Origin of the sequence: Nonomuraea sp. K271, assembly GCF_009908215.1 — a bacterium.
GTDB classification, from domain to species: Bacteria; Actinomycetota; Actinomycetes; order Streptosporangiales; family Streptosporangiaceae; genus Nonomuraea; species Nonomuraea longispora.
In genome coordinates, this window is the sequence record NZ_JAAAHR010000030.1 from 1 (window position 1) to 22,252 (window position 22,252).

The window sequence follows — 22,252 nt, forward strand, 5'->3', positions numbered from 1 at the left end:
CCGCCGCCCCATCGCCCAGCCGGTCACCCTCGGCGCGCTCAGCGAGAGCGGCGAGGCGAGCGCCGGAGTCACCGGCGACGGGACCGGCGGGGCCCATGCGGACGATCCACCTTCTCACCCGGACCCCCCGACACGGAGGAACTCGTGATGGAACACCGCGGCAAGCCCTGGCACGGCGCCATGGTGGCCACCGCGCTGCCGATGCGAGGCGAAGGCCTGACCGTCGACTTCGACGCCTACGCCGCCCACTGCCTCTGGCTGGCCGGCCACGGCTGCGCCGGCGTCGTGGCGAACGGATCGCTCGGCGAGTACCAGACGCTGACCTCGCGGGAGCGGGCGCGGGTGGTCGAGACCGCCGTCGAGGCGGTCGGCGGGCGCAACGTGATGGCGGGGGCGGGCGCGTACGGTGCCGCGGAGTCGCGCCGCTGGGCCGAGCAGGCCGCTATCGTGCGGGCGGCGACAGAGAAGGCACTGTCGGAAGGGCTGCGATGAGGACAAAGCGCGTATTCCACGCCGTCGACTCCCACACCGAGGGCATGCCGACGCGCGTGATCACCGGAGGCGTGGGCGTGATCCCCGGCGCGAGCATGGCCGAGCGGCGCGTCCACTTCCGTGACCACCTCGACCACATCCGCACGCTGCTGATGACCGAGCCGCGTGGCCACTCGGCGATGAGCGGCGCCATCCTGCAGCCGCCCACGCGGCCGGACGCCGACTGGGGGGTGCTGTTCATCGAGGTGTCGGGGCTGCTGCCGATGTGCGGGCACGGCACCATCGGCGTGGCGACCGTGCTCGTCGAGACCGGCATGGTGGAGGTCACCGAGCCGGTCACCACCGTACGCCTGGAGGTGCCCGCCGGGCTGGTGGCGGTGGACGTGGCCGTCGAGGACGGCATGGCCATGTCGGTGACGCTGCGCAACGTGCCCTCCTACTGTGACCGGCTGGACGCCGCCGTGACCGTGCCGGGGTTCGGGACGATCCCGTACGACCTGGCCTACGGCGGCAACTTCTACGCGATCGTCGACCTCGGCGACTACGGCCTGCCGTTCGACCGCAAGGCCAAGAACGAGATCATCGCGGCCGGCCTGGCCACCATGGAGGCCGTCAACGCCGCCGACGAGCCCGTGCACCGCGAGGACGACCGCATCCGGGGCTGCCACCACGTCTATTTCGCCGCGCCCGGCTCCGACGCCCACCACTCGCGGCACGCCATGGCCATCCACCCCGGCTGGTTCGACCGCTCGCCGTGCGGCACCGGCACCAGCGCCCGCATGGCGCAACTGCACGCCCGCGGCGAGCTGCCGCTAGGACGGGACTTCGTGAACGAGTCGTTCATCGGCACCCGGTTCGTCGGCCGGCTGCTGGAGGAGACGACCGTGGGCGACGGGCCCGCCGTGGCGCCGTCGATCACCGGCCGCGCCTGGATCACCGGCACCGCCCAGTACTTCCTCGACCCGCGCGACCCCTTCCCCGCGGGATTCGAGCTGTGAGCGGGGTGTCCGAGATCACGACGGCCGACTACCACACGGGCGGCGAGCCGTTCAGGATCGTGACCGGCGGCGTGCCCGAGATCCCCGGCTCCGACGTGCTCGACCGCCGCTCGGCGGCGATGAGGGACCTCGACCACGTGCGGCGGCTGCTGTGCCACGAGCCGCGTGGCCACGCCGACATGTACGGATGCTTCCTGGTCCCTCCTGACGACCCGGGCGCGAGGTTCGGCGCGCTGTTCTGGCACAAGGACGGCTTCTCCACCGCCTGCGGCCACGGCACGATCGCGCTGGGCGTGCACGCGGTGCGCGAGGGCATGGCCGACGCTGTTCCCGACGGCGAGACGGACGTGGTCATCGACGTGCCGTCGGGCCGCGTCACGGCACGGGTGCGCTGCTCGGAGGGCCGGGTGCGGGCCGTGACGTTCGTCAGCGTGCCGTCGTTCGTGCTCGCCCGCCGCGTGCCGGCCGGGGGAACGACGGTGGACGTGTCGTACGGCGGCGCCATCTACGCCTCGGCGCCCGCCGCGGCGGTGGGGCTGGCGGTGGAGCCGCGGCACCTGCCCGCGCTCATCGAGCGCGCCCGGCGCGTCAAGGCGGACCTGGCCGGCCACCCCGCCTCCCGGCATCCCGCCGACGACCGGCTCTCCGGCGTCTACGGCGTGATCTTCTACGACGAGCTGCCCGACGTGGACGGCGTGGCCCACCAGCGCAACGTCGCGGTGTTCGCCGACGGCGAGGTGGACCGCTCACCCTGTGGGTCGGGCACCGCCGCCCGCCTGGCGCTGCTGCACGAGGAGGGGCTGCGCGGCCCGCTGATCCACACCAGCGTCGTCGGCAGCACCTTCCGCGCCCGGGTGGCCGCCGTCGCCGAGGGCGCTGTCGTACCGGAGATCGAAGGCATGGCGTACCGGACCGGGCGGCACTCCTTCACGCTCGATCCCGACGATCCGATGGGAACGGGGTTCACCCTGCGATGAGCACACTGCCGTATCTCGACGCCGCCACGCTGGAGCGGCTGGTGCCGCCCGGACGGGCCGTGGACGTCCTCGAAGACGCACTCAGGGCGGGGCTCGACCCGGAGACCACACCGCAACGGTCCGTCGTGGACGTGCCCGCCGGGCAGCTGCTGCTGATGCCGGCCGCGGCCGGGCGGTACGCGGGGGTGAAGGCCGCCACCGTCGCGCCGGCCAACCCCGGGCGGGGTCTGCCCCGGATCCAGGGGACGTACCTGCTGCTGGACGGCGAGACGCTGGCCCCGCTCGCGGCCATGGACGGGATCGCGCTCACCTCGCTGCGCACTCCCGCCGTCTCGGCGCTCGCCGTCCGCCACCTGGCCGGGCCGGGGGCGCGGCGGCTGGTGGTGTACGGCAGCGGCCCGCAGGCGTGGGGGCACGTGGCCGCGCTCCGCGAGGTGGCGCCCGTCGCGGAGGTGACGGTCGTCGGGCGCGACCCCGGACGCGCGCGGGCGCTCGCCGGGCACTGCCGCTCGCTCGGGCTGGACGCGCGGTCCCTGACCTCCGCACAGGAGGGCGAGACCCACGAGGCGGTGGCCTGGGCCGACCTCGTGGCGTGCTGCACCACCGCCAGGGAACCCCTGTTCCCCGGTAAGCTCGCCCGCGACGGCGCCACCGTGGTCGCCGTGGGCTCGCACGAGCCCGGCGCACGCGAGCTCGACGGCGATCTGGTCGCGCGTGCCACCGTGGTCGTCGAGGCCAGGGCGGCCGCCCTGGAGGAAGCGGGTGACCTGATCGTCCCGATCCGCCAAGGTACGATCACCAGCGGTCATCTCGCCGGCAACCTCGCCGACCTGATCGGAGGGAGAGTGGTCACAGGGCCGGGACCGCGTGTGTTCAAAGGCACGGGCATGGCGTGGGAGGACCTCGTGGTCGCGGCCGCCGCGTACGAGGCGTGGACGTAGGAGGGGGTGGCGGGATGGTCGCCGAGGATCGGCTCGACCTGCCGATGGTGGGGGAGCGGCAGAGCCTGCGCGAGCAGGTCGCCCATGCGCTGCGCGCCGCGCTGATCACCGGCGAGATGCGGCCGGGAGTGGTCTACTCCGCGCCGGTGCTGGCCGCCCAGTTCGGCGTGTCGGCCACGCCCGTCCGCGAGGCCATGCTCGACCTGGCCAAGGAGGGCCTGGTGGAGGCGGTGCGCAACAAGGGCTTCCGGGTGACCGAGCTGTCCGACCGCGATCTCGACGAGCTGACCGAGATCCGCCAGCTCATCGAGGTGCCCACGGTGGCCAGGCTGGCCGACAGCGCGCGGGCCGAGGAGTTCGAGCGGCTGCGGCCCATCGCCGAGGAGATCGTCTCGGCCAGCGAGCGGGGCGACCTGCTGGCCTACATCGACGCCGACCTGCGCTTCCACGTCGAGCTGCTGGCCCTGTGCGGCAACGCGCACCTGGTGTCGGTGGTGCGCGACCTGCGTACCAGGGCCAGGCTCTACGGGTTGTCCCAGCTCTCCGAGCGCGGCACCCTGTCCGACTCGGCCATGGAGCACCTGACGCTGCTCGACGCGCTCAAGAGCGGCGACGCCGCCGCCGTGCGCCAGATCATGGAGGAGCACATCGGGCACGTACGCGGCATCTGGGCCGAACACTGAGCCCGGCCCGCACGGAGCGGGGCGGTCCGTAATTCGAGCGGTAAGTTCCGATATTTAGGGATCGCGGGCTCCCCGATCGAGGTAACCTCGATGCGGGCCGGCTGAGCGGCGCCTCGCGAGGGCGCCCGGCTGGCCCGTCGTCCCGGTCCATCGGACCACCGGACCACGCCATCCCCGCTGCCGGGCGGTGGCGTCAGCCTGGTCAAGCGGACTCCCGCACTCCGCTGACCTTCACCGGGCTCGGCACACCCGCCCACCGAGGCCGAGCCCCCCGCCGCGCGCCCGAGACCCCATCCCACGGGCGCGCGGCGGCCCGTCCTGCGACGACGGCGTCATTCGCCGCGCTTGTTCGCGCGGCCGGCCCTCCTCGTCGAGCCGAGGCTCGCGGCCACGATGCACAGGATCGCCGCCCACTGCTGCACGTGCAGGAACTCGCTGAGCAGCAGCACGCCGACCAGCGCCGCCGCGGCCGGCTCCAGGCTCATGAGGATGCCGAACACCCGCTTGGGCATGCGCCGCAGCGCCTGCAGCTCCAGCGAGTAGGGGATCACCGACGACAGCAGCCCCACGCCGAGCCCGATCAGCAGCAGCTCCGGCTGGAGCAGGTCTGCCCCGCCGGTCGTGACCCCGACGGGCGCGATCAGCGCCACCGACACGATCATCGCGAACGACAACCCGCTCGTGCCCGGGAAACGTTGCCCGGCCGCCGCCGACAGCAGGATGTATCCGGCCCAGCACGCTCCCGCCAGCATCGCGAAGGCGACGCCCGCCCAGCTCACCGACGCCGACTGCCCCCACGGCGCGAGCAGCACGACGCCTGCGCCGGCCAGGCTCACCCACAGCAGGTCGAGCCTGCGCCGGGAGGCCGCCACCGCCACGCCCAGCGGCCCGAGGAACTCGACGGCCACGGCGATCCCCATCGGCAGCCGCGACAGGGCCTCGTAGAAGCTCAGGTTCATCAGCGCGAGCGTCGCGCCGAAGCCGACGCCCACCGCCCAGTCACGCCGGGTCAGCCCCTTGAGCCGCGGCCTGACGAACAGGCCCAGGATGAGCGCCCCCGCCGTGATGCGCAGGAACACCACCGCGCTCGGCGGCAATGCCGCGAACAGCTCCTTGGCGAATCCGGCGCCGAGCTGCACGGAGAAGATCCCCAACAGGACGAGGCTCGACGGCGGGATCGAGTCGGCTGCCGCGCGCAGCACGCCGCCCGGCCCGGACAGGGTGGGGCGGCGGTCGAACGGGTCGTCGAGGGCGAAGGACACGAGACTCCTCGGCTGTGAGAAGGGCAACCCCTGAGAGGGCAGGTGACCGGAATCTTGAGCTGGATGTCCGCTCTTGGCCGTGCTGACGTGCCAGGTTCGGGTGGAGTCTCCAGTCAATGTCCAGCTCAACATGGTAGCCATCGCTCGGGAGCCCATGGCATGGGGCCGCCGCGGAACCCCCGCACCGTGCGAACGACACGCACTCGCGTGTCACATCGTGGTGCTCGTGCCCTGCTCATACCCCGCCTGTGCGGGCACCGCGTACGCCCGTGCACCGGGTGGCGGGTCCGCCTCGCCGGAACGGCGGCGAAGCAGCGGCACCACGATGGTCGCCGCCACCCCCGCCGCGCCGACGACGGCCGCGGCCACGAGCGCGGTCAGCAGGTCCGCGCGCAAGGAGTTCCCGAACGCGTCGTAGACCGACGCCGCCAGTGTGCCGGTCGCCTCGCCGGCCGCGAGCGCGCTGGAGCCGAGCAGGCGATCCCTGCCGATGCCCAGCGCGACCATCGCGCCACCCATGCCGAGCGCGACCGCGAAGCCGGCCGACGCCAGCGTCACGAACCGCCGCCGTGCGACCAGGACGGCGAGCGCCAGCGCGCCGAGCGCGGCCACCGGCAGGACGCCTGCCAGCGTGTGCAGCAGCCGGACGGACTCCCTGACCTGAGCGATCTGGGGCGAGTCGGCCAGCGTGAGCTTGGTGTCGGCCTCGCTCGGCGTCCGTGGCAGGTTGACCCCGAGGGCCTTGAGCCGCTCGCGGACGTAGCCGATCAGGTCGCCGGTGTCGACCACGATCGTGCTGCCTGTGCCGTCCACGACGAGATCGCGTCCCGCGAGGTTCGCGTCCAGCCATGTCTGCCGCGCCTGCGGAGTGGCGAGGATGGTGGCCATCTGGGTGCGGACACGGTCCTTCCAACGGCGCGGAACCGCGTAGCCCTTCGCGTCGGCCGCGTCGAACGCGGTGTTCGCCAGTAAGCGTTGCAGCTCCCGGTCCTGGAGAAGCGGAGCCACCGTGGTCGCGTACGCGTCCGTCTGTAGCTGGCCGTCGGCCCACCGCACGGGTACGGCGGCGACCGCCACCAGGCAACCGACCAGGACTGACAAGACTGCGACAAATCCCCTGACGAACCGCATCAGGATACCGTGCCAGCCCTTTACGGTAGTTGTCCAACTACGCTCGGCGGCCCTCGCCGGTGAAGCGGCTCGGGGTGGCCGCGCTGACCCTCCCGACATGTCCCCACTTAGAGTGGTGCTCGATCCTTTTAGTTTAGTTAGGCAAACGAACTATGGACATATGAAAGCCCCTGACCTCCCCGTGAGCACCGAGCGGCCGCCGCCCGCCCTGTCCGTGTCGTCGTTCGTCAGCAGCTTCGACCGCTTCGCCGTCACCCCCATGCTCGTGCTGATCGCAAGGGACCTGGAGGTGTCCCTGGCGGCGTCCGTCACCGCCGCCAGCGGCTACTACCTGGCCTACGGGCTGTCCCAGCCGCTGTGGGGACTGCTGTCGGACCGGTTCGGCCGGGTGCGGGTGATGCGCGGAGCGTTGCTCGGCGCGGCGCTGGCGGGCCTGGTCTCCGCCCTCATGCCCGTGCTCGGGGCGCTGGTGGCGGCCAGGATCGTCGCCGGCGCCTGCTTCGGCGCGGTGATCCCCACCAGCCTGACGTACGTGGGCGACACGGTCAGGGCGTCGGTGCGGCAGCGCGCGCTCACGGACCTGATGGCCGCCGCCTCGCTCGGCACCGCCCTGGCCACCGGCGTCGGCGGAGTGATCGCCGGTCTGCTGCACTGGCGGGTGGCCTTCCTGGTGCCCGCCGCGTGCGCGCTGGTCTGTGCGGTCGCGCTGCGCTCGCTGCCCGAGCCCCCCCGCGCCGCCGGCGCCGCGCGGGGCGTGGGCCGCTACCTGGGGGCGGTGCTCGGGCACGGATGGGCGCTGCTGGTGTTCGGGCTGGCGTTCGTCGAGGGCGCGATCCTGCTCGGCGTCATGCCCTTCCTGGCCACCGCGCTGGAGCACGCCGGGTTCGCCGCGGCCGTGGCAGGGCTCGCCATCACCGCGTACGGACTGGGCCTGTGGGCGCTGTCCAAGGTCGTCAAGCGGTTGGTGGGCCGCTGGTCCCCGCCTGTGCTGATGACGGTGGGCGGCGCACAGTTGTGCGCCGGGTTCGCGATCGTGACCGTGCACGTGAGCCTGCCGACCGTGGCCGTGACGGCGCTGCTGCTCGGCGGCGGCTGGTCGTTCCTGCACTCGTCGCTGCAGACGTGGGCCACCTCGGTCGTGCCGGAGGCCAGGGGGACGACGATCGCGTTCTTCGCCTCGGCACTGTTCGTGGGCAGCGCGGTGGCGTCCTGGGCGGGCGGGCCGCTGGCCGACCACGGGAGGTACGCGCTGCTGTTCGGCCTGGCGGCGGGCGCGGCCGTACCGCTGACCGTGGTGGCCGCCCTCGCGCGGCGCCGCTACGGAGCCCTCAGCGCCGAGACGCCCCAGCCGCGACCCGAATGAACCCCGGCAGGCCGGTCATGCCCGGCTCGGGTCTGCGGTCATTCCCAGCGGAAGGTGCGTGAGACCAGCCCCAGCGACAGCACCGCCCACGCCGCCAGCACGGTCAGCGGGACGAGCGGCAGCGCCGCGCCCTGGGCGAGCACCGAGCGCAGGCCGCCGGTCAGCGCCGAGATCGGCAGGATCTCCAGCACCGGCCGCATGCCCTCGGGGAACTTCGACAGGGGGAAGACCACCCCGCCCGCGCCCAGCAGCACCAGGTAGACGAGGTTGGCGGCGGCCAGCGTCGCCTCGGCGCGCAGCGTGCCCGCCATGAGCAGCCCCAGGCCGCTGAAGGCGGCCGTGCCGACGACGATGAGCAGCGCCGCGCTCAGGAACGAACCCTGCGGCCGCCATCCCAGCGCAAGCCCCACGGCCACGATCACGAAGGCCTGGACGACCTCCACGGCCACGACGGCGGCCGTCTTGGCGAGCATGAGACCGGCTCTGGACAGCGGCGTCGCACCCAGCCGCTTCAGCACGCCGTAGCGGCGTTCGAACCCCGTCGCGATGGCCTGGCCGGTGAACGCCGTGGACATGACCGCCAGCGCCAGCACGCCGGGCGTCAGGAAGTCGACCCGGCTGCCGCCCACGTCGATCAGCGGCATCATCGAGAACCCCACCAGCAGCAGCACGGGGAGCACCAGGGTGAGGGCCAGCTGCTCGCCGTTGCGCAGGGTCGCGCGGACCTCGGCGCACGCCTGCGCGAACACCATGCGCGGGAACGGCGCCGCGCCGGGCGCGGGGGTGAGGTCGAGCGTGGTCATCGCGCCTCCAGCGGGTGACGGCACAGCGGTCATCGCAGCTCCCTGCCGGTCAGCTCAAGGAACACGTCTTCGAGAGTGCGGCGCTCGATGCGCAGGTCGTCGGCGGTGACGCCCTCGGAGGCGCACCAGGCCGTCACCGTGCCCAGCAGCTCGGGCCCGACCAGGCCCTCGATGATGTAGTGCCCGGCGGGCGACTCCTTGGCCGCGCTGCCCGCGGGCAGCGCGTTGAGCAGCTCGTCGAGCGCCAGCCCCGGCCGCGCCCTGAACCGCAGCTGGCGTTCGGCGCCGGTGAGCGAGGCGGGACTGCCCTCGGCCACCACCCGACCCCTGTCGATGATCGCCACGTGGTCGGCCAGCCGCTCGGCCTCGTCCATGTGGTGGGTCGTCAGCACGACGGACACGCCCGCGCCGCGCAGCTCGCCGACCAGCTCCCAGCAGGCGTGCCTGGCCTGCGGGTCGAGCCCGGCCGTCGGCTCGTCGAGGAAGACCAGCTCCGGCCGCCCGACGACGGCCGCGGCCAGCGACAGGCGCTGCTGCTGCCCGCCCGACAACCGCCGGTAGGGCGTGCGTACGTGCTCCGTCAGCCCCAGCCGGGCGAGCAGCGCGCCGGAGTCGAGCGGGCGGGCGTAGAAACGCGAGACGAGACGCAGCCACTCGGCGCAGCGCATCGCCGGCGGCACGCCGCCCGCCTGCAGCATGACCCCCACCCGCGAGCGCAGCTCGGGCAGCGCGGGCGCCAGGCCGAACACCCTGACCGTGCCCGCGTCGGCCTCGCGGAACCCTTCGCAGATCTCCACCGTGGACGTCTTGCCCGCGCCGTTGGGGCCGAGGACCGCGGTGACCGCCCCGCGTTCGGCGCGGAGCGTGAGGCCGTCGACGGCGGTGGTGCCGCCGTAACGTTTGACCAGGTCGATGATCTCGACGGCTGGGGAGTCCATGCCATGAGTTTAGGGACTGCGGTGGGCGGTCCCTGCCGCAGGTGAGTACGGCCCGACCGGTGTTCCTCGTCCGGGTCATGGGATCCCCAAGAAATATCTGATAACCGGGAATTCGGAGGAGCTGTTCCTGGTTTGATCCTTCGGCCCTCGTGGGGCCGCCGGTCTGCGAGGGAAGGGGCGCACATGTCCGTGGCAGAAGCCACGTCCGCCGTCGTCGTTCATGAGCGGAGGAGCCGCCGCGGCCTGCTGCTGGTGATCCTCGGGGCGCTGTCGGCGATCGGGCCGCTCTCCATCGACATGTACCTGCCCGCGCTGCCCGCCATCACCTCCCAGATGCTCAGCGTCCCCGCGCAGGTGCAGCTCACCCTCACCGCCTGCCTCATCGGCGTGTCCGTCGGCCAGGTGATCGCCGGGCCGGTCAGCGACGTACGCGGCAGGAGGGTGCCGCTGATAGTGGGCGTGACCGGGTTCATGCTGGCCTCGCTGCTGTGCGCGTTCGCGCCGTCGGTGCCCATGCTGATCGCGTTCCGGCTGCTGCAGGGCATGCTGGGCGGCGCGGCGCTGGTCATCGTGCGGGCCGTCGTGCGCGACCTGTACGACGGCGCCGCCATCGCCCGCATCTTCGCCACCCTCATGCTGGTCAGCGGCCTGGCTCCCATCCTGGCGCCGATAGCGGGCGCCCAGGTGCTGGCGTTCACCTCGTGGCGGGGCGTGTTCGTGGTGCTCAGCCTCATCGGCGCGGTGCTGCTGGTGGCCGTGCTGGCGGGCGTGCGCGAGACGCTGCCCGCGGCCGAGCGGGAGAGCGGCGGGCTCGGGCACACCGTGCGCACGTTCTGGCGGCTGCTGCGCGACCGCCCGTTCATGGGCTCCGCCCTGACGGCCGGGCTGGCGTTCGGTGCGATGTTCAGCTACATCTCCGGCTCGCCGTTCGTCCTCCAGGAGGTGTACGACGCCACGCCCCAGCAGTACTCCCTCATCTTCGGGCTCAACGCGATCGCCCTCACCATCACGGCCCAGCTCGGCGGCCGGCTGGCGGGGCGGGTGCCCCCGGCGCGGCTGGTGCTCATCGGGCTGGCCATCGGATTGACGGGGGCCGTGCTGCTGCTGGCGGCCGCGCTCGCCGGGTTCGGCCTGTGGTACATCGTGGCCGGGTTGTTCGTCATCATGCTCGGCCAGGGCCTGGTGCTGCCGGGCACCGGCGCGCTGGCGCTGGCCTCGCAGCCCTCACAGGTGGCGGGCAGCGCGTCGGCGCTGCTCGGCGTGCTGCAGTTCGCGCTCGGCGCGGTCGCGGCCCCGCTGGTCGGGCTGGTGGGATCGGGCAGTGCGGTGCCCATGGCCTGTGTCATGCTGGGGCTCATCTCCGGCTCGGCCGTGATCTTCGCAGCCCTGGTCCGCCCGCAAGTTAGGTAAGCCTACCCTGCGTGAGAAATTGCATTCCCCCGGTTCCCCGATCCGTTTGTGAAGCGGGAAGGAATTACGGCACACTGATGTTGTGAAAAACATGCACCTGAGTGAGCCCGGCACCGAGCGCGGCACGCGCGCCCGTGTCGCCAGGCTGATCCTGGAGCATGGTCCCGTCACGGCCGGGGCGCTCGGCGAGCGGCTCGGGCTCACGCCCGCCGCCGTCCGCCGCCACCTCGACGTGCTGCTGGCCGACGGGATGATCGAGCCTCGCATGGCGCGCCCGCGCGGACAGCGCGGTCGCGGGCGGCCGGCCAAGCTGTTCGCCATCACCGACGCGGGGCGCAGTGCTTTCGAGCACGCCTATGACGACCTGGCCGGGAGCGCGCTGCGTTTCCTGGCCGAGCGCATGGGCGACGAAGCGGTGGCCGACTTCGCCCGCTCGCAGGTCTCGAGCCTGCTGAAGCGGCTGGAGCCGGTCATGCGGACGGTGCCGGCGGACCAGCGCGTGCAGGTGCTGGCGCAGGCGCTGTCGGCGGAGGGGTACGCCGCCTCGGCCAGCAAGGCCAAGTCGGGCGGCGACCAGCTCTGCCAGCATCACTGCCCGGTGGCACACGCGGCGGCGGAGTTCCCGCAGCTGTGTGAGGCCGAGACGGAGGCGTTCGCGCAACTGCTCGGCGTCCCGGTGCAGCGCCTGGCCACGATCGCCCACGGCGACGGGGTCTGCACGACACATGTGAGCCCGCAGACGCTGGGCGAATCCGCACATAGAGACAAGAGCAAGGAGACCGGAAGGTGACTGTCACCGACCGCCCGGAGCTGGAAGGCCTCGGGAATTACAAGTTCGGCTGGGCCGACCCGGATGCCGCGGGTGCGGCGGCCAAGCGCGGCCTGTCCGAGGAGGTCGTCCGCAACATCTCCGCGCTCAAGAACGAGCCGGAGTGGATGCTCGACCTTCGCCTGAAGGGCCTCCGCCTGTTCGACAAGAAGCCGCTGCCGACCTGGGGCTCCGACCTCACGGACATCGACTTCGACAACATCAAATACTTCGTGCGCTCGACCGAGAAGCAGGCCACGTCCTGGGACGAGCTGCCCACCGACATCAAGAACACCTACGACAAGCTCGGCATCCCCGAGGCGGAGAAGCAGCGCCTCATCGCCGGCGTCGCAGCCCAGTACGAATCCGAGGTCGTCTACCACAAGATCCGTGAGGACCTCGAGGAGAAGGGCGTCGTCTTCGTCGACACCGACACGGGCCTGAAGGAGCACGAGGAGCTCTTCAAGGAGTACTTCGGCTCGGTCATCCCGGTGGGCGACAACAAGTTCGCCGCGCTCAACACCTCCGTGTGGTCCGGTGGCTCGTTCATCTACGTGCCGCCGAACGTCGAGGTCGAGATCCCGCTGCAGGCCTACTTCCGGATCAACACCGAGAACATGGGCCAGTTCGAGCGGACCCTGATCATCGTCGACGAGAACAGCTACGTGCACTACGTCGAGGGCTGCACCGCGCCGATCTACTCCTCCGACTCGCTTCACAGCGCGGTCGTCGAAATCATCGTGAAGAAGAACGCGCGCTGCCGCTACACGACCATCCAGAACTGGTCCAACAACGTCTACAACCTGGTGACCAAGCGCGCCGTGGCCTACGAGGGCGCGACCATGGAGTGGGTCGACGGCAACATCGGCTCCAAGGTGACGATGAAATACCCGGCCGTCTACCTCATGGGCGAGCACGCCAAGGGCGAGACGCTGAGTGTCGCGTTCGCCGGCGAGGGCCAGCACCAGGACGCCGGCTCCAAGATGGTGCACCTGGCGCCCCACACCAGCTCCAGCGTCATCTCCAAGTCGGTGGCGCGCGGCGGCGGCCGCACCTCCTACCGCGGTCTCGTGCAGATCGAGGAGGGCGCCCACGGCAGCGCCAGCACCGTCAAGTGCGACGCCCTGCTCGTCGACCAGATCAGCCGCTCCGACACCTACCCCTACGTCGACGTCCGCGAGGACGACGTCTCGATGGGGCACGAGGCCACGGTCTCCAAGGTGAGCGAGGACCAGCTCTTCTACCTCATGAGCCGCGGGCTCGACGAGGACGAGGCGATGGCCATGATCGTGCGTGGCTTCGTCGAGCCGATCGCGCGCGAGCTGCCCATGGAATACGCCCTCGAGCTCAACCGGCTGATCGAGCTGCAGATGGAAGGAGCCGTCGGCTGATGGGCCTGAACGAGAAGCCCCTGTCGACCCTGCACGAGAAGGCGTCCTACGACCTGGCCGACTTCGCCGTCCCGACAGGGCGCGAGGAGGCGTGGCGGTTCACGCCGCTCTCGCGCCTGAAGGGGCTGCACAACGGCAAGGCCGAGGTCACCGGCCAGGCGCTCACCCAGGTCACCACGCCGGCCGGGGTCACCGCCGAGTGGGTGGGGCGTGGCGACCCCCGCATCGGCCAGGCTTACGTGCCGGCCGACCGGGTCAGCGCGCAGGCCTACTCCGCCTTCGAGAAGGCGTTGGTCGTGACCGTGCCCAAGGAGGCCACGCCGGACGAGCCGATCCGCGTCGAGGTGCGCGGCGGCGGCCTCGACGGCGCCACCTACGGTCACGTCGTGGTCAAAGTCGGGCCGCTCGCCGAGGCCGTGGTGATCATCGAGCACCAGGGGAGCGCGGTCTACGCCGACAACGTCGAGTTCGTCGTCGGCGACGGCGCCACGCTCAAGGTCGTCAGCCTGCAGGACTGGGAGGACGACGCGGTCCACGTCTCGCACCACCACGCCCAGCTGGCCAAGGACGCGACCTTCCGCAGCTTCGTGGCGACGCTCGGCGGCGACCTCGTACGCCTGTCGCCCAGCGTGTCCTACACCGCTCCCGGCGGCGACGCCGACCTGTCGGGCCTCTACTTCGTCGACGCCGGCCAGCATCTGGAGCACCGCCTGCTCGTCGACCACTCGCAGCCCAACTGCAAGAGCAACGTCGACTACCGCGGCGCGCTGCAGGGCGAGAGGGCGCACGCCGTCTGGATCGGCGACGTGATCATCAGGGTCGAGGCCGAGGGCACCGACACCTACGAGCTCAACCGCAACCTCATCCTCACCGACGGGGCGCGCGCCGACTCGGTGCCCAACCTGGAGATTCTCACCGGCGAGGTCGCCGGAGCGGGGCACGCCTCCGCCTCCGGACGCCTCGACGACGAGCACATCTTCTACCTCCAGGCTCGCGGTATCCCCTACGACGAGGCCCGCCGCCTGGTCATCAAGGGCTTCCTCGGCCAGCTCATCGAGAAGATCCAGGTCGAGGAGATCCGCGAGCGCGTGCTCGGCGCGATGGAGGCGGAGCTGGCCCGATGACCGCATTCGAGAAGGTGTGCGCGCTCGACGACATCCCCGACGGCGGGGTGCTCGGCGTCGAGGTGGGGGAGACGCCGGTCGCGCTCGTACGCAAGGGCGGGGAGGTCTTCGCCCTGCACGACGTCTGCTCCCACGCCGAGGTCAAGCTCAGCGAGGGTGAGGTCTACGACGGCACGCTGGAGTGCTGGCTGCACGGCTCGTGCTTCGACGTCCGTACGGGCAAGCCCACGGGGCCGCCAGCGACCCGGCCCGTGAACGTATACACAGTCAAGATCGACGGCGATGACGTCCTCGTCTCGCTCTCGAAGGAGTCATAAAGACATGTCCACCCTAGAGATTCGTGACCTCAAGGTCGCCGTCGAGGACAAGGAAATCCTGCGCGGCGTCAACCTGACCGTGAAGTCCGGCGAGACCCACGCCATCATGGGCCCCAACGGCTCGGGCAAGTCGACGCTCGCCTACGCGATCGCCGGCCACCCGAAATACACCATCACCGGCGGTGAGGTGCTGCTCGACGGCGTCGACCTGCTGGAGCTGTCGGTCGACGAGCGGGCCCGCGCGGGACTGTTCCTGGCCATGCAGTACCCCGTCGAGGTCCCAGGCGTGTCGGTCTCCAACTTCCTGCGCTCGGCCGTCACCGCCATCCAGGGCGAGGCGCCCAAGCTGCGCCAGTTCGCCAAGGACCTGAAGAGCGGCATGGACTCGCTGGCCATCGACGCGGCCTTCGCCCAGCGCAACCTCAACGAGGGTTTCTCCGGCGGCGAGAAGAAGCGCCACGAGATCCTCCAGCTCGAGCTGCTCAAGCCGAAGATCGCGGTGCTCGACGAGACCGACTCCGGTCTCGACGTCGACGCGCTGCGCGTGGTGTCGGAGGGCATCAACCGCTTCCGCGCCACCGGCGAGACCGGCGTGCTGCTGATCACCCACTACACGCGCATCCTGCGGTACGTGAAGCCCGACTTCGTGCACGTCTTCGCGGGCGGCAGGATCGTCGAGGAGGGCGGCCCCGAGCTGGCCGACAAGCTCGAGTCGGAGGGCTACGAGCAGTACACGAAGGCGTCTGCATGACATACGACGGCTTGGACGTGGAGAAGATCAGGAAGGACTTCCCGGTCTTCTCCCGCGAGCTGCCCGACGGGCGACCGCTCGTCTACCTCGACTCGGGCAACTCCTCGCAGAAGCCCAACCAGGTCATCGACACCATGCGCGAGCACCTGGCGCTCCACTACAGCAACGTCGGCCGGGCCATGCACCTGCTGGGCGCAGAGTCCACCGACGCCTACGAAGGCGCCCGTGACAAGGTCGCGGGCTTCATCAGGGCGCCCTCGCGCGACGAGGTGGTCTTCACCAAGAACGCCTCCGAGGCGCTCAACCTGGTCGCCTACTCCTTCGGCAACCCGGCCGTCACCGATCCCCGCTTCACGCTCGGCCCCGGCGACGAGATCGTCATCTCCGAGATGGAACACCACTCCAACATCGTGCCGTGGCAGCTGCTCGTGCAGCGCACCGGCGCGACACTGAAGTGGTTCGGGGTCACCGGCGACGGGCGGCTCGACTACGACCCGGGCGTCATCACCGAGCGGACGAAGATCGTCTCGATCGCTCACCAGTCCAACGTGCTGGGCACCGTCAACCCGGTCGCCGAGGTGGCCGCGCGGGCCCACGAGATGGGCGCGCTGGTCCTGCTCGACGCCTCCCAGTCCGTGCCGCACCACCCGGTGGACGTGTCCCGGCTCGGCGCCGACCTCGTGGCCTTCACCGGCCACAAGATGGTCGGCCCCTCGGGCATCGGCGTGTTGTGGGGCAGGGCCGAGGTGCTCGACGCGATGCCCCCGTTCCTGGGCGGCGGCGAGATGATCGAGGCGGTCTGGATGGACCGCTCGACGTACGCTCCCGTACCGCACAAGTTCGAGGCGGGCACGCCGCCGATCGTCGAGGCCATCGGGCTCGGCGCGGCCGTCGACTACCTCACGGGCGTCGGCATGGAGTCCATCGAGGCCCACGAGCGCACGCTGACGGCCCACGCGCTCGATGCCCTGCGCGAGGTGCCCGGCCTCCGTCTCATCGGTCCTGACACCATCGAGGAGCGCGGCGGCACGTTGTCGTTCACGCTGGAGGGCATACACCCGCACGACGTGGGGCAGATCCTCGACGACCGCTTCGGCGTCGCCGTACGCGTGGGGCACCACTGCGCGCGCCCCCTGCATCTGCGCTTCGGAATACCGGCGACCACGCGAGCGTCGTTCTACCTGTACAACACCACGGGCGAGATCGACGCCCTGGTGCGTGGCCTCCATCACGTTCAGAAGGTGTTCGCATAGCCATGATCGGCGAGTCGATGTACCAGGAGCTGATCCTGGAACACTACAAGCACCCGCAGGGGCGGGGGCTGCGCGAGCCGTACGACGCCGAGGTTCACCACGTGAACCCGACGTGCGGCGACGAGATCACGCTCAGGGTCAAGGTGGACGACGCCGGCAAGATCCTGGACGTTTCCTACGACGGGCAGGGCTGTTCCATCAGTCAGGCGGCCGCGTCCGTGCTGCACGAGCTGGCCACCGGCTCGACGGTCGAGGAGACGCTCTCCGTGGTCGACGAGTTCACCCGGCTCATGCAGGGCAGGGGCCAGGTGGAGGCCGACGAGGAGGTGCTCGGCGACGCGGTCGCGTTCGCGGGCGTCGCCAAGTTCCCGGCGCGCGTCAAATGCGCGTTGCTTTCCTGGATGGCCTACAAGGACGCTGTAGTGAGGAGCGCTGCCACGTGAGTGAGCGGAACGAAGGCACGATGCGACCTGGTGGTTCGCTCACGACCGCGAAGGAGGCGTCATGAGCAAGCCAGTGGAGACCCCGACCGGCTTCGAGGGTGACACGAACGTTGACGAGGTCATGGAGGCGCTCAAGGACGTCGTCGACCCCGAGCTCGGCATCAACGTGGTCGATCTGGGCCTGGTCTACGGGCTCAATCTCGACCCGTCCGACGACGGGCAGGTGGTGGCGACCATCGACATGACGCTGACCAGCGCGGCCTGTCCCCTGACCGACGTCATCGAGGACCAGGCCCACTCCGCGCTGGACGGCATGGTCTCCGATGTCAAGATCAACTGGGTCTGGCTGCCGCCGTGGGGGCCGGACAAGATCACTGATGAAGGCCGTGAGCAACTGCGTATGCTAGGCTTTAACGTCTGATCTTTTCTGCTGTTGCGGCTGGCGTCAAGCGTCGGCCGTTTCAGTGTGTGTGCCAGGCGGGTTTTGGAAGGTCCGGGCCCATCCGGGGAATATCCGATAACATCCCGGCGTTGGCACCAAACGCACCTGACGTCTCATTGCGCGTCTCGCGCCGCCTGCGGCCGGTGCCCCGGTGTGTCTCCCTCATTCTCGACCCGCCCCGACGGCGGGTGCCCTTGAACGTGTACGGCCAGCGCCGTACGTCCCGGCTCGTCCTTTCGCAGAAGTGACGCGCCACTTCGACGGAAAGGCACGAATTTCGTGACCATGCTTGACGCTGTCATGCCCGAGCTCGGCGAGACCACTCCCGAGCCTGGCCCCTCCGAGTTCGAGCTGCTCGGCCTGCCGAAGCCGCTCGTCAACGGGCTGGCCAAGCTGGGCTTCGACAGCCCGTTCGCCATCCAGAGCGCGACGATCCCCGACGTGCTCGCCGGCCACGACGTGCTCGGCCGCGGCCAGACCGGCTCCGGCAAGACGCTCGCCTTCGGCCTTCCCACCATGGCCCGCATCGCGGGTGTGCGCCCCGCCCCCGGCAGGCCCAAGGCCATGATCCTCGTGCCGACCCGGGAGCTGGCCCTCCAGGTGCACGACGCCCTCGAACCTCTCGGTCGCGGCCTCGGGCTGCGCATGAAGGTCATCGTCGGCGGCATGTCGATGGGCAAGCAGATCGAGGCGCTGCGGCGCGGCGTCGACGTGGTCATCGCCACGCCGGGCCGCCTGGGCGACCTGATCAGGCAGGGTGAGTGCTCCCTGTCGGAGATCGAGGTCAGTGTCCTCGACGAGGCCGACCACATGTGCGACCTCGGCTTCTTCCCCGTCGTCACCGAGCTGCTGGGGCAGACGCCGGCCGACGGGCAGCGGCTGCTGTTCTCCGCCACGCTCGACGGCGACGTCGACAAGCTGGTGCGGCGTTTCCTGAAGAACCCGATCACCCACTCCGTGGCCCCCGCGACCTCCCCGGTCGACACCATGGAGCACCACGTGATGCAGGTCACGCGCGACGACAAGTTCGACGTCACGGCCGCGATCGCCAACCGCGAGGGCCGTACGATCATCTTCGTCCGCACCCAGCACGGCGTCGACCGGCTGTGCAAGCAGCTGGCCAGGGTCGGTGTCAAGGCGGGCGGCCTGCACGGCGGCAAGCGCCAGAACCAGCGCACCCGCATCCTCGCCGAGTTCCGCGAGGGCTCCATCGGCGTGCTCGTCTGCACCGACGTCGCGGCGCGGGGCATCCACGTCGACAACATCAGCCTGGTGCTGCACGTGGACCCGCCGCAGGACCACAAGAGCTACCTGCACAGGGGCGGCCGTACGGCCCGCGCCGGCGAGAAGGGCACCGTGGTCACGCTGGTGCTGCCCAACGAGCGGCGCTCGACCGACGCGCTCACCCGGCGCGCCGGCATCCACCCGTTCCGCCTGAAGGTCACCGCGGGGCACCCCAGACTCGCCGAGGTGACGGGGGCCCGCACACCGAGCGGCGAGCCCGTCCCCGTCTGGGAGCCCGACGTGCGCAAGCCGCTGCGGCCCCGCCGTGACGGCGGCCACAACGGCTCCGAGCGGCGCGGCCGCCGCCCGCGCCGCGACTTCGACGGCGACCGGCGCCCGCGCCGCCACGACCAGGGCGGCGAGCGGCCGTTCGCGTCGGGTGACGACCGCGGCCCGCGCAGGGAGTTCGACGGTGACCGGCGTCCGCGCCGCCACGACCAGGGCGGCGAGCGGCCCTTCAGCCGCGGCCAGGAGCCCCGTGACGGCAGGCCGCGCGGCGGCTACCGCTCCGACGACCGTCCCCCCGTCCGCCAGGACGACCGCGGCCAGCGGGGCGGGTTCCGCTCCGACGACCGCGCTGCCACGGGCCCGCGCTACGCCTCCGACCGCGGCCGCCCGTTCTCGGCCGACCGCGAGCGCGGCTACCGCTCCGACGACCGCGCTGCCACGGGCCCGCGCGACGGCTACCGCTCCGGCGGCGGCCGCCCCGACGAGCGTGGGCCGCGTGACGGCTTCCGCTCGGGGGAGCGCGGCAAGGGCGGCTACCGCCGCAATTCCGGCCGCTACGAGCGCTGACGCCCGTTCACCATCGCCGCTGCCCGCCGCACCTGCCCAGGTGCGGCGGGCAGCGCCGTTCCGTACGGGGATCAGCCCTGCAGGCCGCTGAGCGCGATGCCGCGGGTGAAGGAGCGCTGTGCTCGCGCGTCCCGCGTGGCGGACACCGGGCAGCGCCAGTGCCTGGCGCAGACTAGGCTTGACAGGCACGTCAGCCAATCGACGAGAGAGACCATGAAGACCTTCGAAGAGCTGTTCGCCGAGCTGTCAGAGAAAGCCATGACCCGGCCGGCGGGCTCGGGCACCGTGGCCGCGCTCGACGCCGGCGTCCATGCCATCGGCAAGAAGGTCGTCGAGGAGGCCGCCGAGAGCTGGATGGCCGCCGAGCACGAGTCGGACGACAGAGCCGCCGAGGAGATCTCCCAACTGCTCTACCACGTGCAGGTGCTCATGATCGCCAAGGGCATCGGGCTCGACCAGGTCTACAAGCATCTCTAGGGCGCGACGCGCCCGTCACCGGCAAGCCCTGGAGAAGCGACAGAGACGACAAGGACCTGACATGCTGCGTCTGGCAGTACCGAACAAAGGCGCCCTCAGCGAGGCCGCCCAGAGCATGCTCAAAGAGGCCGGCTACCGGCCGCGCAGGGACAGCAAAGAGCTCGTGGTGGTCGACGAGGCCAGCGGCTGCGAGCTGTTCTTCCTGCGGCCCCGCGACATCGCCATCTACGTCGGCGAGGGCACTCTCGACGCCGGCATCACCGGCCGCGACATGCTGATCGACTCGGGCGCCCCGGCCGAGGAGATCATGCCGCTCGGTTTCGGCGGCTCCACCTTCCGGCTGGCCGCCATGGCGGGCACGATGTCGTCGGTCAAAGACCTCGACGGCCGGCGCATCGCCACCTCCTACGCGGGGCTGCTCGACAAATACCTCTCAGACCAGGGCGTCGACGCCCGCGTGATCAAACTCGACGGCGCCGTCGAGACCGCGATCCGCCTGGGCGTGGCCGACGCCATCGCCGACGTCGTGGAGACCGGCACGACGCTGCGCAACGTCGGCCTCGAGGTGTTCGGCGAGCCGATCATGCGCTCGGAGGCCGTGCTGATCAAACAGCAGAGCGCGCCGCAGACGCAGGGCCGCGACCAGCTCGTACGCCGCCTCCAGGGCGTCGTGCACGCCCGCGACTTCGTCATGATGGACTACGACATCCGCGCCGAGCGCATAGAGGAGGCCATCGCCCTCACGCCCGGCATGGAGGGGCCGACGGTCTCCCCGCTGCACCGCGAGGGGTGGGTGGCCGTGCGCGCGATGGTCCGGCGCCAAGGCCACCAGCAGGTGATGGACCAGCTCTGGGACATCGGCGCCCGGGCGATCCTGGTCACCGACATCTACGCCTGCCGCCTCTGACATCTTCCGCGGGCGCCCCCGGGCACGACACGCCCCCGGGCGCCCGCGCGCTCTGCGAAGAGCCTGTCGCTGAGGGAAGGCCGGTACGCAGCCGGAAGCTCCCGTGCTGGCGGAGGGCCGGGTCGCGCGGGCGGAGGGCCGGTCATGCTGGCGGAGGTCGGACGCGCGGGGAGGGCGTCAGCCCTGGATCGCGGTGACCTGCCTGATCAGGTCGGAAATGCGGACGATGCCCAGGCAGCGGTTGAGTTCGTCGGTCACCACCAGGTCGTCATAGACGCGGGCCGCGTCCCTGCTCGCCGCCTGCATGGCCGCGATCGCAGGGGCCGTCCGCGGGACCGTGCGCGGCGGGTCGGCCAGCCGCTGCGCCGGCTTCGCGCCGTGCAGGGCGTGCCCGTAACGGGCGGCGAACGACAGCAGGAACCGGCTGCGGTCCAGGCTGCCCTTCGGCCGCTGGAACTCATCCACCAGGATCACACTGGTGATCGTCGGCTCATGCCCGAACGCCGCCACCGCCTCCTCCGCCCGCGCCTCCTCCGGCAGCGTCACCGCAGGAATCAGCAGCTCCTGCACGCGCGGGCCGAGCATCACCGTGGCGGGCGACTCGTCGGCGACGGGCAGCGGCACGCGTACCTTGCCGTCGGGGCCGGGGGCCAGCAGGGGGCCGTGCGCGAGGCGTACGCCGAGGCCGCGCGCCACCGCCACCTGCGGCTCGCGCTCGACGCCCGGAGCCAGGACGTGCGCCCCGATGCCGCGGGCCAGCGACACCACCGCCCGCGCCACCGCGGTCGCCCGGTGGTCGGCGGGGATGCGCGTGACCAGCTCGGGATCGAGCGCCAACAGGTACGGCGACGACTCGGTGACCAGGTCGAGCGCCGCGCCGCCGGTGGTGCCGACGCCCGCGAACCCGAGTAGGTAGCCGATCGTGCGCAGGCCGTCCAGCCCGGCCCTGAGCAGCGGCCGGTCCTGCTCGTGGCACGCTCCGGTGAGCAGCAGGATGGCCTCGCGCGGATGCCTGCCCGCCCTCCTGAGCGCCTCGTGGAGGGGAGCCAGCGCGCCGGCGCCCGGCAGGACCACCCGGATGGGAAGTTCGAGCACCATGGGGAGCGGGGCCGCCCGGAGGACGCCGGCCGGGTCGACGACGGCCGGGTGCGCGATGACGGCTCCGGTGTCGAGATCCACGATGGGGCTGGTGAGCAGGGAGGACACGTGTACAGATGCTCCTGTAGCCACAACCGTCGCAGAAGTCCCGCGAACCAAAATTA

The 22,252-nt window shown here is 71.3% G+C and carries 23 protein-coding genes; 18 read left to right on the plus strand and 5 right to left on the minus strand.

All coding sequences use genetic code 11. From position 1 onward, the window contains the following. Window positions 1-147 precede the first annotated feature (147 nt). Genes GUY59_RS13425 through GUY59_RS13445 form a run of 5 tightly spaced genes read left to right on the plus strand, consistent with a single transcriptional unit; the run spans window position 148 to window position 4,091 of the window. Entirely contained in the window at window positions 148-492 is a 345-nt protein-coding gene (locus tag GUY59_RS13425) for a dihydrodipicolinate synthase family protein (RefSeq protein WP_171055347.1), read from the plus strand. Beyond that, complete coding sequence (locus GUY59_RS13430) at window positions 489-1,490, plus strand: proline racemase family protein (RefSeq protein WP_138200235.1); 1,002 nt, start codon at window positions 489-491, stop codon at window positions 1,488-1,490. The genes GUY59_RS13425 and GUY59_RS13430 overlap by 4 nt, the downstream gene beginning before the upstream one ends. Further along, window positions 1,487-2,467: a proline racemase family protein gene (locus GUY59_RS13435; protein ID WP_252374886.1), complete on the plus strand. Its 981-nt coding sequence runs from the start codon at window positions 1,487-1,489 to the stop codon at window positions 2,465-2,467. Before GUY59_RS13430 ends, GUY59_RS13435 begins: the two co-directional genes overlap by 4 nt. Next, a complete protein-coding gene (locus GUY59_RS13440; protein ID WP_138200236.1) occupies window positions 2,464-3,408 on the plus strand; it encodes an ornithine cyclodeaminase family protein in 945 nt (314 codons plus the stop codon). The genes GUY59_RS13435 and GUY59_RS13440 overlap by 4 nt, the downstream gene beginning before the upstream one ends. 14 nt (window positions 3,409-3,422) lie before the next feature. After that, the gene (locus GUY59_RS13445) at window positions 3,423-4,091 is read left to right on the plus strand and encodes a GntR family transcriptional regulator (RefSeq protein ID WP_138200237.1); all 669 of its coding nucleotides are present in this window, start codon (window positions 3,423-3,425) and stop codon (window positions 4,089-4,091) included. 332 nt (window positions 4,092-4,423) lie between these two features. On the opposite strand, the gene GUY59_RS13450 is transcribed toward GUY59_RS13445, so the two are convergent. Then, the gene (locus GUY59_RS13450) at window positions 4,424-5,353 is read right to left on the minus strand and encodes an EamA family transporter (RefSeq protein ID WP_252374887.1); all 930 of its coding nucleotides are present in this window, start codon (window positions 5,351-5,353) and stop codon (window positions 4,424-4,426) included. Window positions 5,354-5,563: 210 nt separating this feature from the next. Continuing rightward, window positions 5,564-6,454, minus strand: a complete 891-nt coding sequence (locus tag GUY59_RS13455; RefSeq protein WP_138200238.1) for a hypothetical protein — start codon at window positions 6,452-6,454, stop codon at window positions 5,564-5,566. A gap of 190 nt (window positions 6,455-6,644) precedes the next feature. Between GUY59_RS13455 and GUY59_RS13460 the strand changes: the two genes are divergently transcribed. Continuing rightward, window positions 6,645-7,847: an MFS transporter gene (locus GUY59_RS13460; RefSeq protein ID WP_138200239.1), complete on the plus strand. Its 1,203-nt coding sequence runs from the start codon at window positions 6,645-6,647 to the stop codon at window positions 7,845-7,847. Between the two features lie 38 nt (window positions 7,848-7,885). Here the strand turns inward: GUY59_RS13460 and GUY59_RS13465 are convergent, their stop codons facing one another. After that, window positions 7,886-8,683, minus strand: a complete 798-nt coding sequence (locus GUY59_RS13465; RefSeq protein ID WP_236667130.1) for an ABC transporter permease — start codon at window positions 8,681-8,683, stop codon at window positions 7,886-7,888. Then, window positions 8,680-9,588 carry an ABC transporter ATP-binding protein gene (locus tag GUY59_RS13470; RefSeq protein WP_138200240.1) on the minus strand — a complete coding sequence of 303 codons (909 nt, stop codon included), beginning with the start codon at window positions 9,586-9,588 and terminating at the stop codon, window positions 8,680-8,682. The genes GUY59_RS13465 and GUY59_RS13470 overlap by 4 nt, the downstream gene beginning before the upstream one ends. A 183-nt stretch (window positions 9,589-9,771) precedes the next feature. Here GUY59_RS13470 and GUY59_RS13475 point away from each other — a divergent pair, with 183 nt between their 5' ends. The 12 genes from GUY59_RS13475 to hisG all read left to right on the plus strand — a co-directional run bounded on the left by GUY59_RS13475 (window position 9,772) and on the right by hisG (window position 20,990). Further along, the gene (locus tag GUY59_RS13475; RefSeq protein WP_138200241.1) at window positions 9,772-10,998 is read left to right on the plus strand and encodes a multidrug effflux MFS transporter; all 1,227 of its coding nucleotides are present in this window, start codon (window positions 9,772-9,774) and stop codon (window positions 10,996-10,998) included. A 91-nt stretch (window positions 10,999-11,089) separates the two neighbouring features. Continuing rightward, window positions 11,090-11,788, plus strand: a complete 699-nt coding sequence (locus GUY59_RS13480) for a helix-turn-helix transcriptional regulator (protein ID WP_138200242.1) — start codon at window positions 11,090-11,092, stop codon at window positions 11,786-11,788. After that, window positions 11,785-13,197 (plus strand): Fe-S cluster assembly protein SufB, encoded by a 1,413-nt coding sequence (gene sufB / locus GUY59_RS13485; protein WP_138200243.1) that lies wholly within the window; start codon window positions 11,785-11,787, stop codon window positions 13,195-13,197. The genes GUY59_RS13480 and sufB overlap by 4 nt, the downstream gene beginning before the upstream one ends. Beyond that, entirely contained in the window at window positions 13,197-14,321 is a 1,125-nt protein-coding gene (sufD, locus tag GUY59_RS13490; RefSeq protein WP_138200244.1) for a Fe-S cluster assembly protein SufD, read from the plus strand. Before sufB ends, sufD begins: the two co-directional genes overlap by 1 nt. Continuing rightward, window positions 14,318-14,638, plus strand: a complete 321-nt coding sequence (locus GUY59_RS13495; protein ID WP_132333236.1) for a non-heme iron oxygenase ferredoxin subunit — start codon at window positions 14,318-14,320, stop codon at window positions 14,636-14,638. Before sufD ends, GUY59_RS13495 begins: the two co-directional genes overlap by 4 nt. 4 nt (window positions 14,639-14,642) lie before the next feature. Continuing rightward, a complete protein-coding gene (gene sufC / locus GUY59_RS13500; protein WP_138200245.1) occupies window positions 14,643-15,389 on the plus strand; it encodes a Fe-S cluster assembly ATPase SufC in 747 nt (248 codons plus the stop codon). Further along, window positions 15,386-16,642 (plus strand): cysteine desulfurase, encoded by a 1,257-nt coding sequence (locus GUY59_RS13505; RefSeq protein WP_138200246.1) that lies wholly within the window; start codon window positions 15,386-15,388, stop codon window positions 16,640-16,642. Before sufC ends, GUY59_RS13505 begins: the two co-directional genes overlap by 4 nt. 2 nt (window positions 16,643-16,644) lie before the next feature. Further along, on the plus strand, window positions 16,645-17,085 hold the full coding sequence (gene sufU, locus GUY59_RS13510) for a Fe-S cluster assembly sulfur transfer protein SufU (RefSeq protein ID WP_138200247.1): 441 nt from the start codon (window positions 16,645-16,647) through the stop codon (window positions 17,083-17,085). Window positions 17,086-17,146: 61 nt separating this feature from the next. After that, entirely contained in the window at window positions 17,147-17,506 is a 360-nt protein-coding gene (locus GUY59_RS13515; RefSeq protein WP_132333232.1) for a metal-sulfur cluster assembly factor, read from the plus strand. A 306-nt stretch (window positions 17,507-17,812) separates the two neighbouring features. Beyond that, complete coding sequence (locus GUY59_RS13520) at window positions 17,813-19,606, plus strand: DEAD/DEAH box helicase (RefSeq protein ID WP_138200248.1); 1,794 nt, start codon at window positions 17,813-17,815, stop codon at window positions 19,604-19,606. Window positions 19,607-19,819: 213 nt separating this feature from the next. Continuing rightward, window positions 19,820-20,083, plus strand: coding sequence for a phosphoribosyl-ATP diphosphatase (locus tag GUY59_RS13525; protein ID WP_132333230.1), 264 nt, complete (start codon window positions 19,820-19,822; stop codon window positions 20,081-20,083). Between the two features lie 61 nt (window positions 20,084-20,144). Continuing rightward, complete coding sequence (gene hisG / locus GUY59_RS13530) at window positions 20,145-20,990, plus strand: ATP phosphoribosyltransferase (protein ID WP_138200249.1); 846 nt, start codon at window positions 20,145-20,147, stop codon at window positions 20,988-20,990. Window positions 20,991-21,167: 177 nt separating this feature from the next. Here hisG and GUY59_RS13535 read toward each other — a convergent pair whose 3' ends face one another. Beyond that, window positions 21,168-22,196: an EAL domain-containing protein gene (locus GUY59_RS13535; RefSeq protein WP_138200250.1), complete on the minus strand. Its 1,029-nt coding sequence runs from the start codon at window positions 22,194-22,196 to the stop codon at window positions 21,168-21,170. Between the last annotated feature and the right edge of the window lie 56 nt (window positions 22,197-22,252).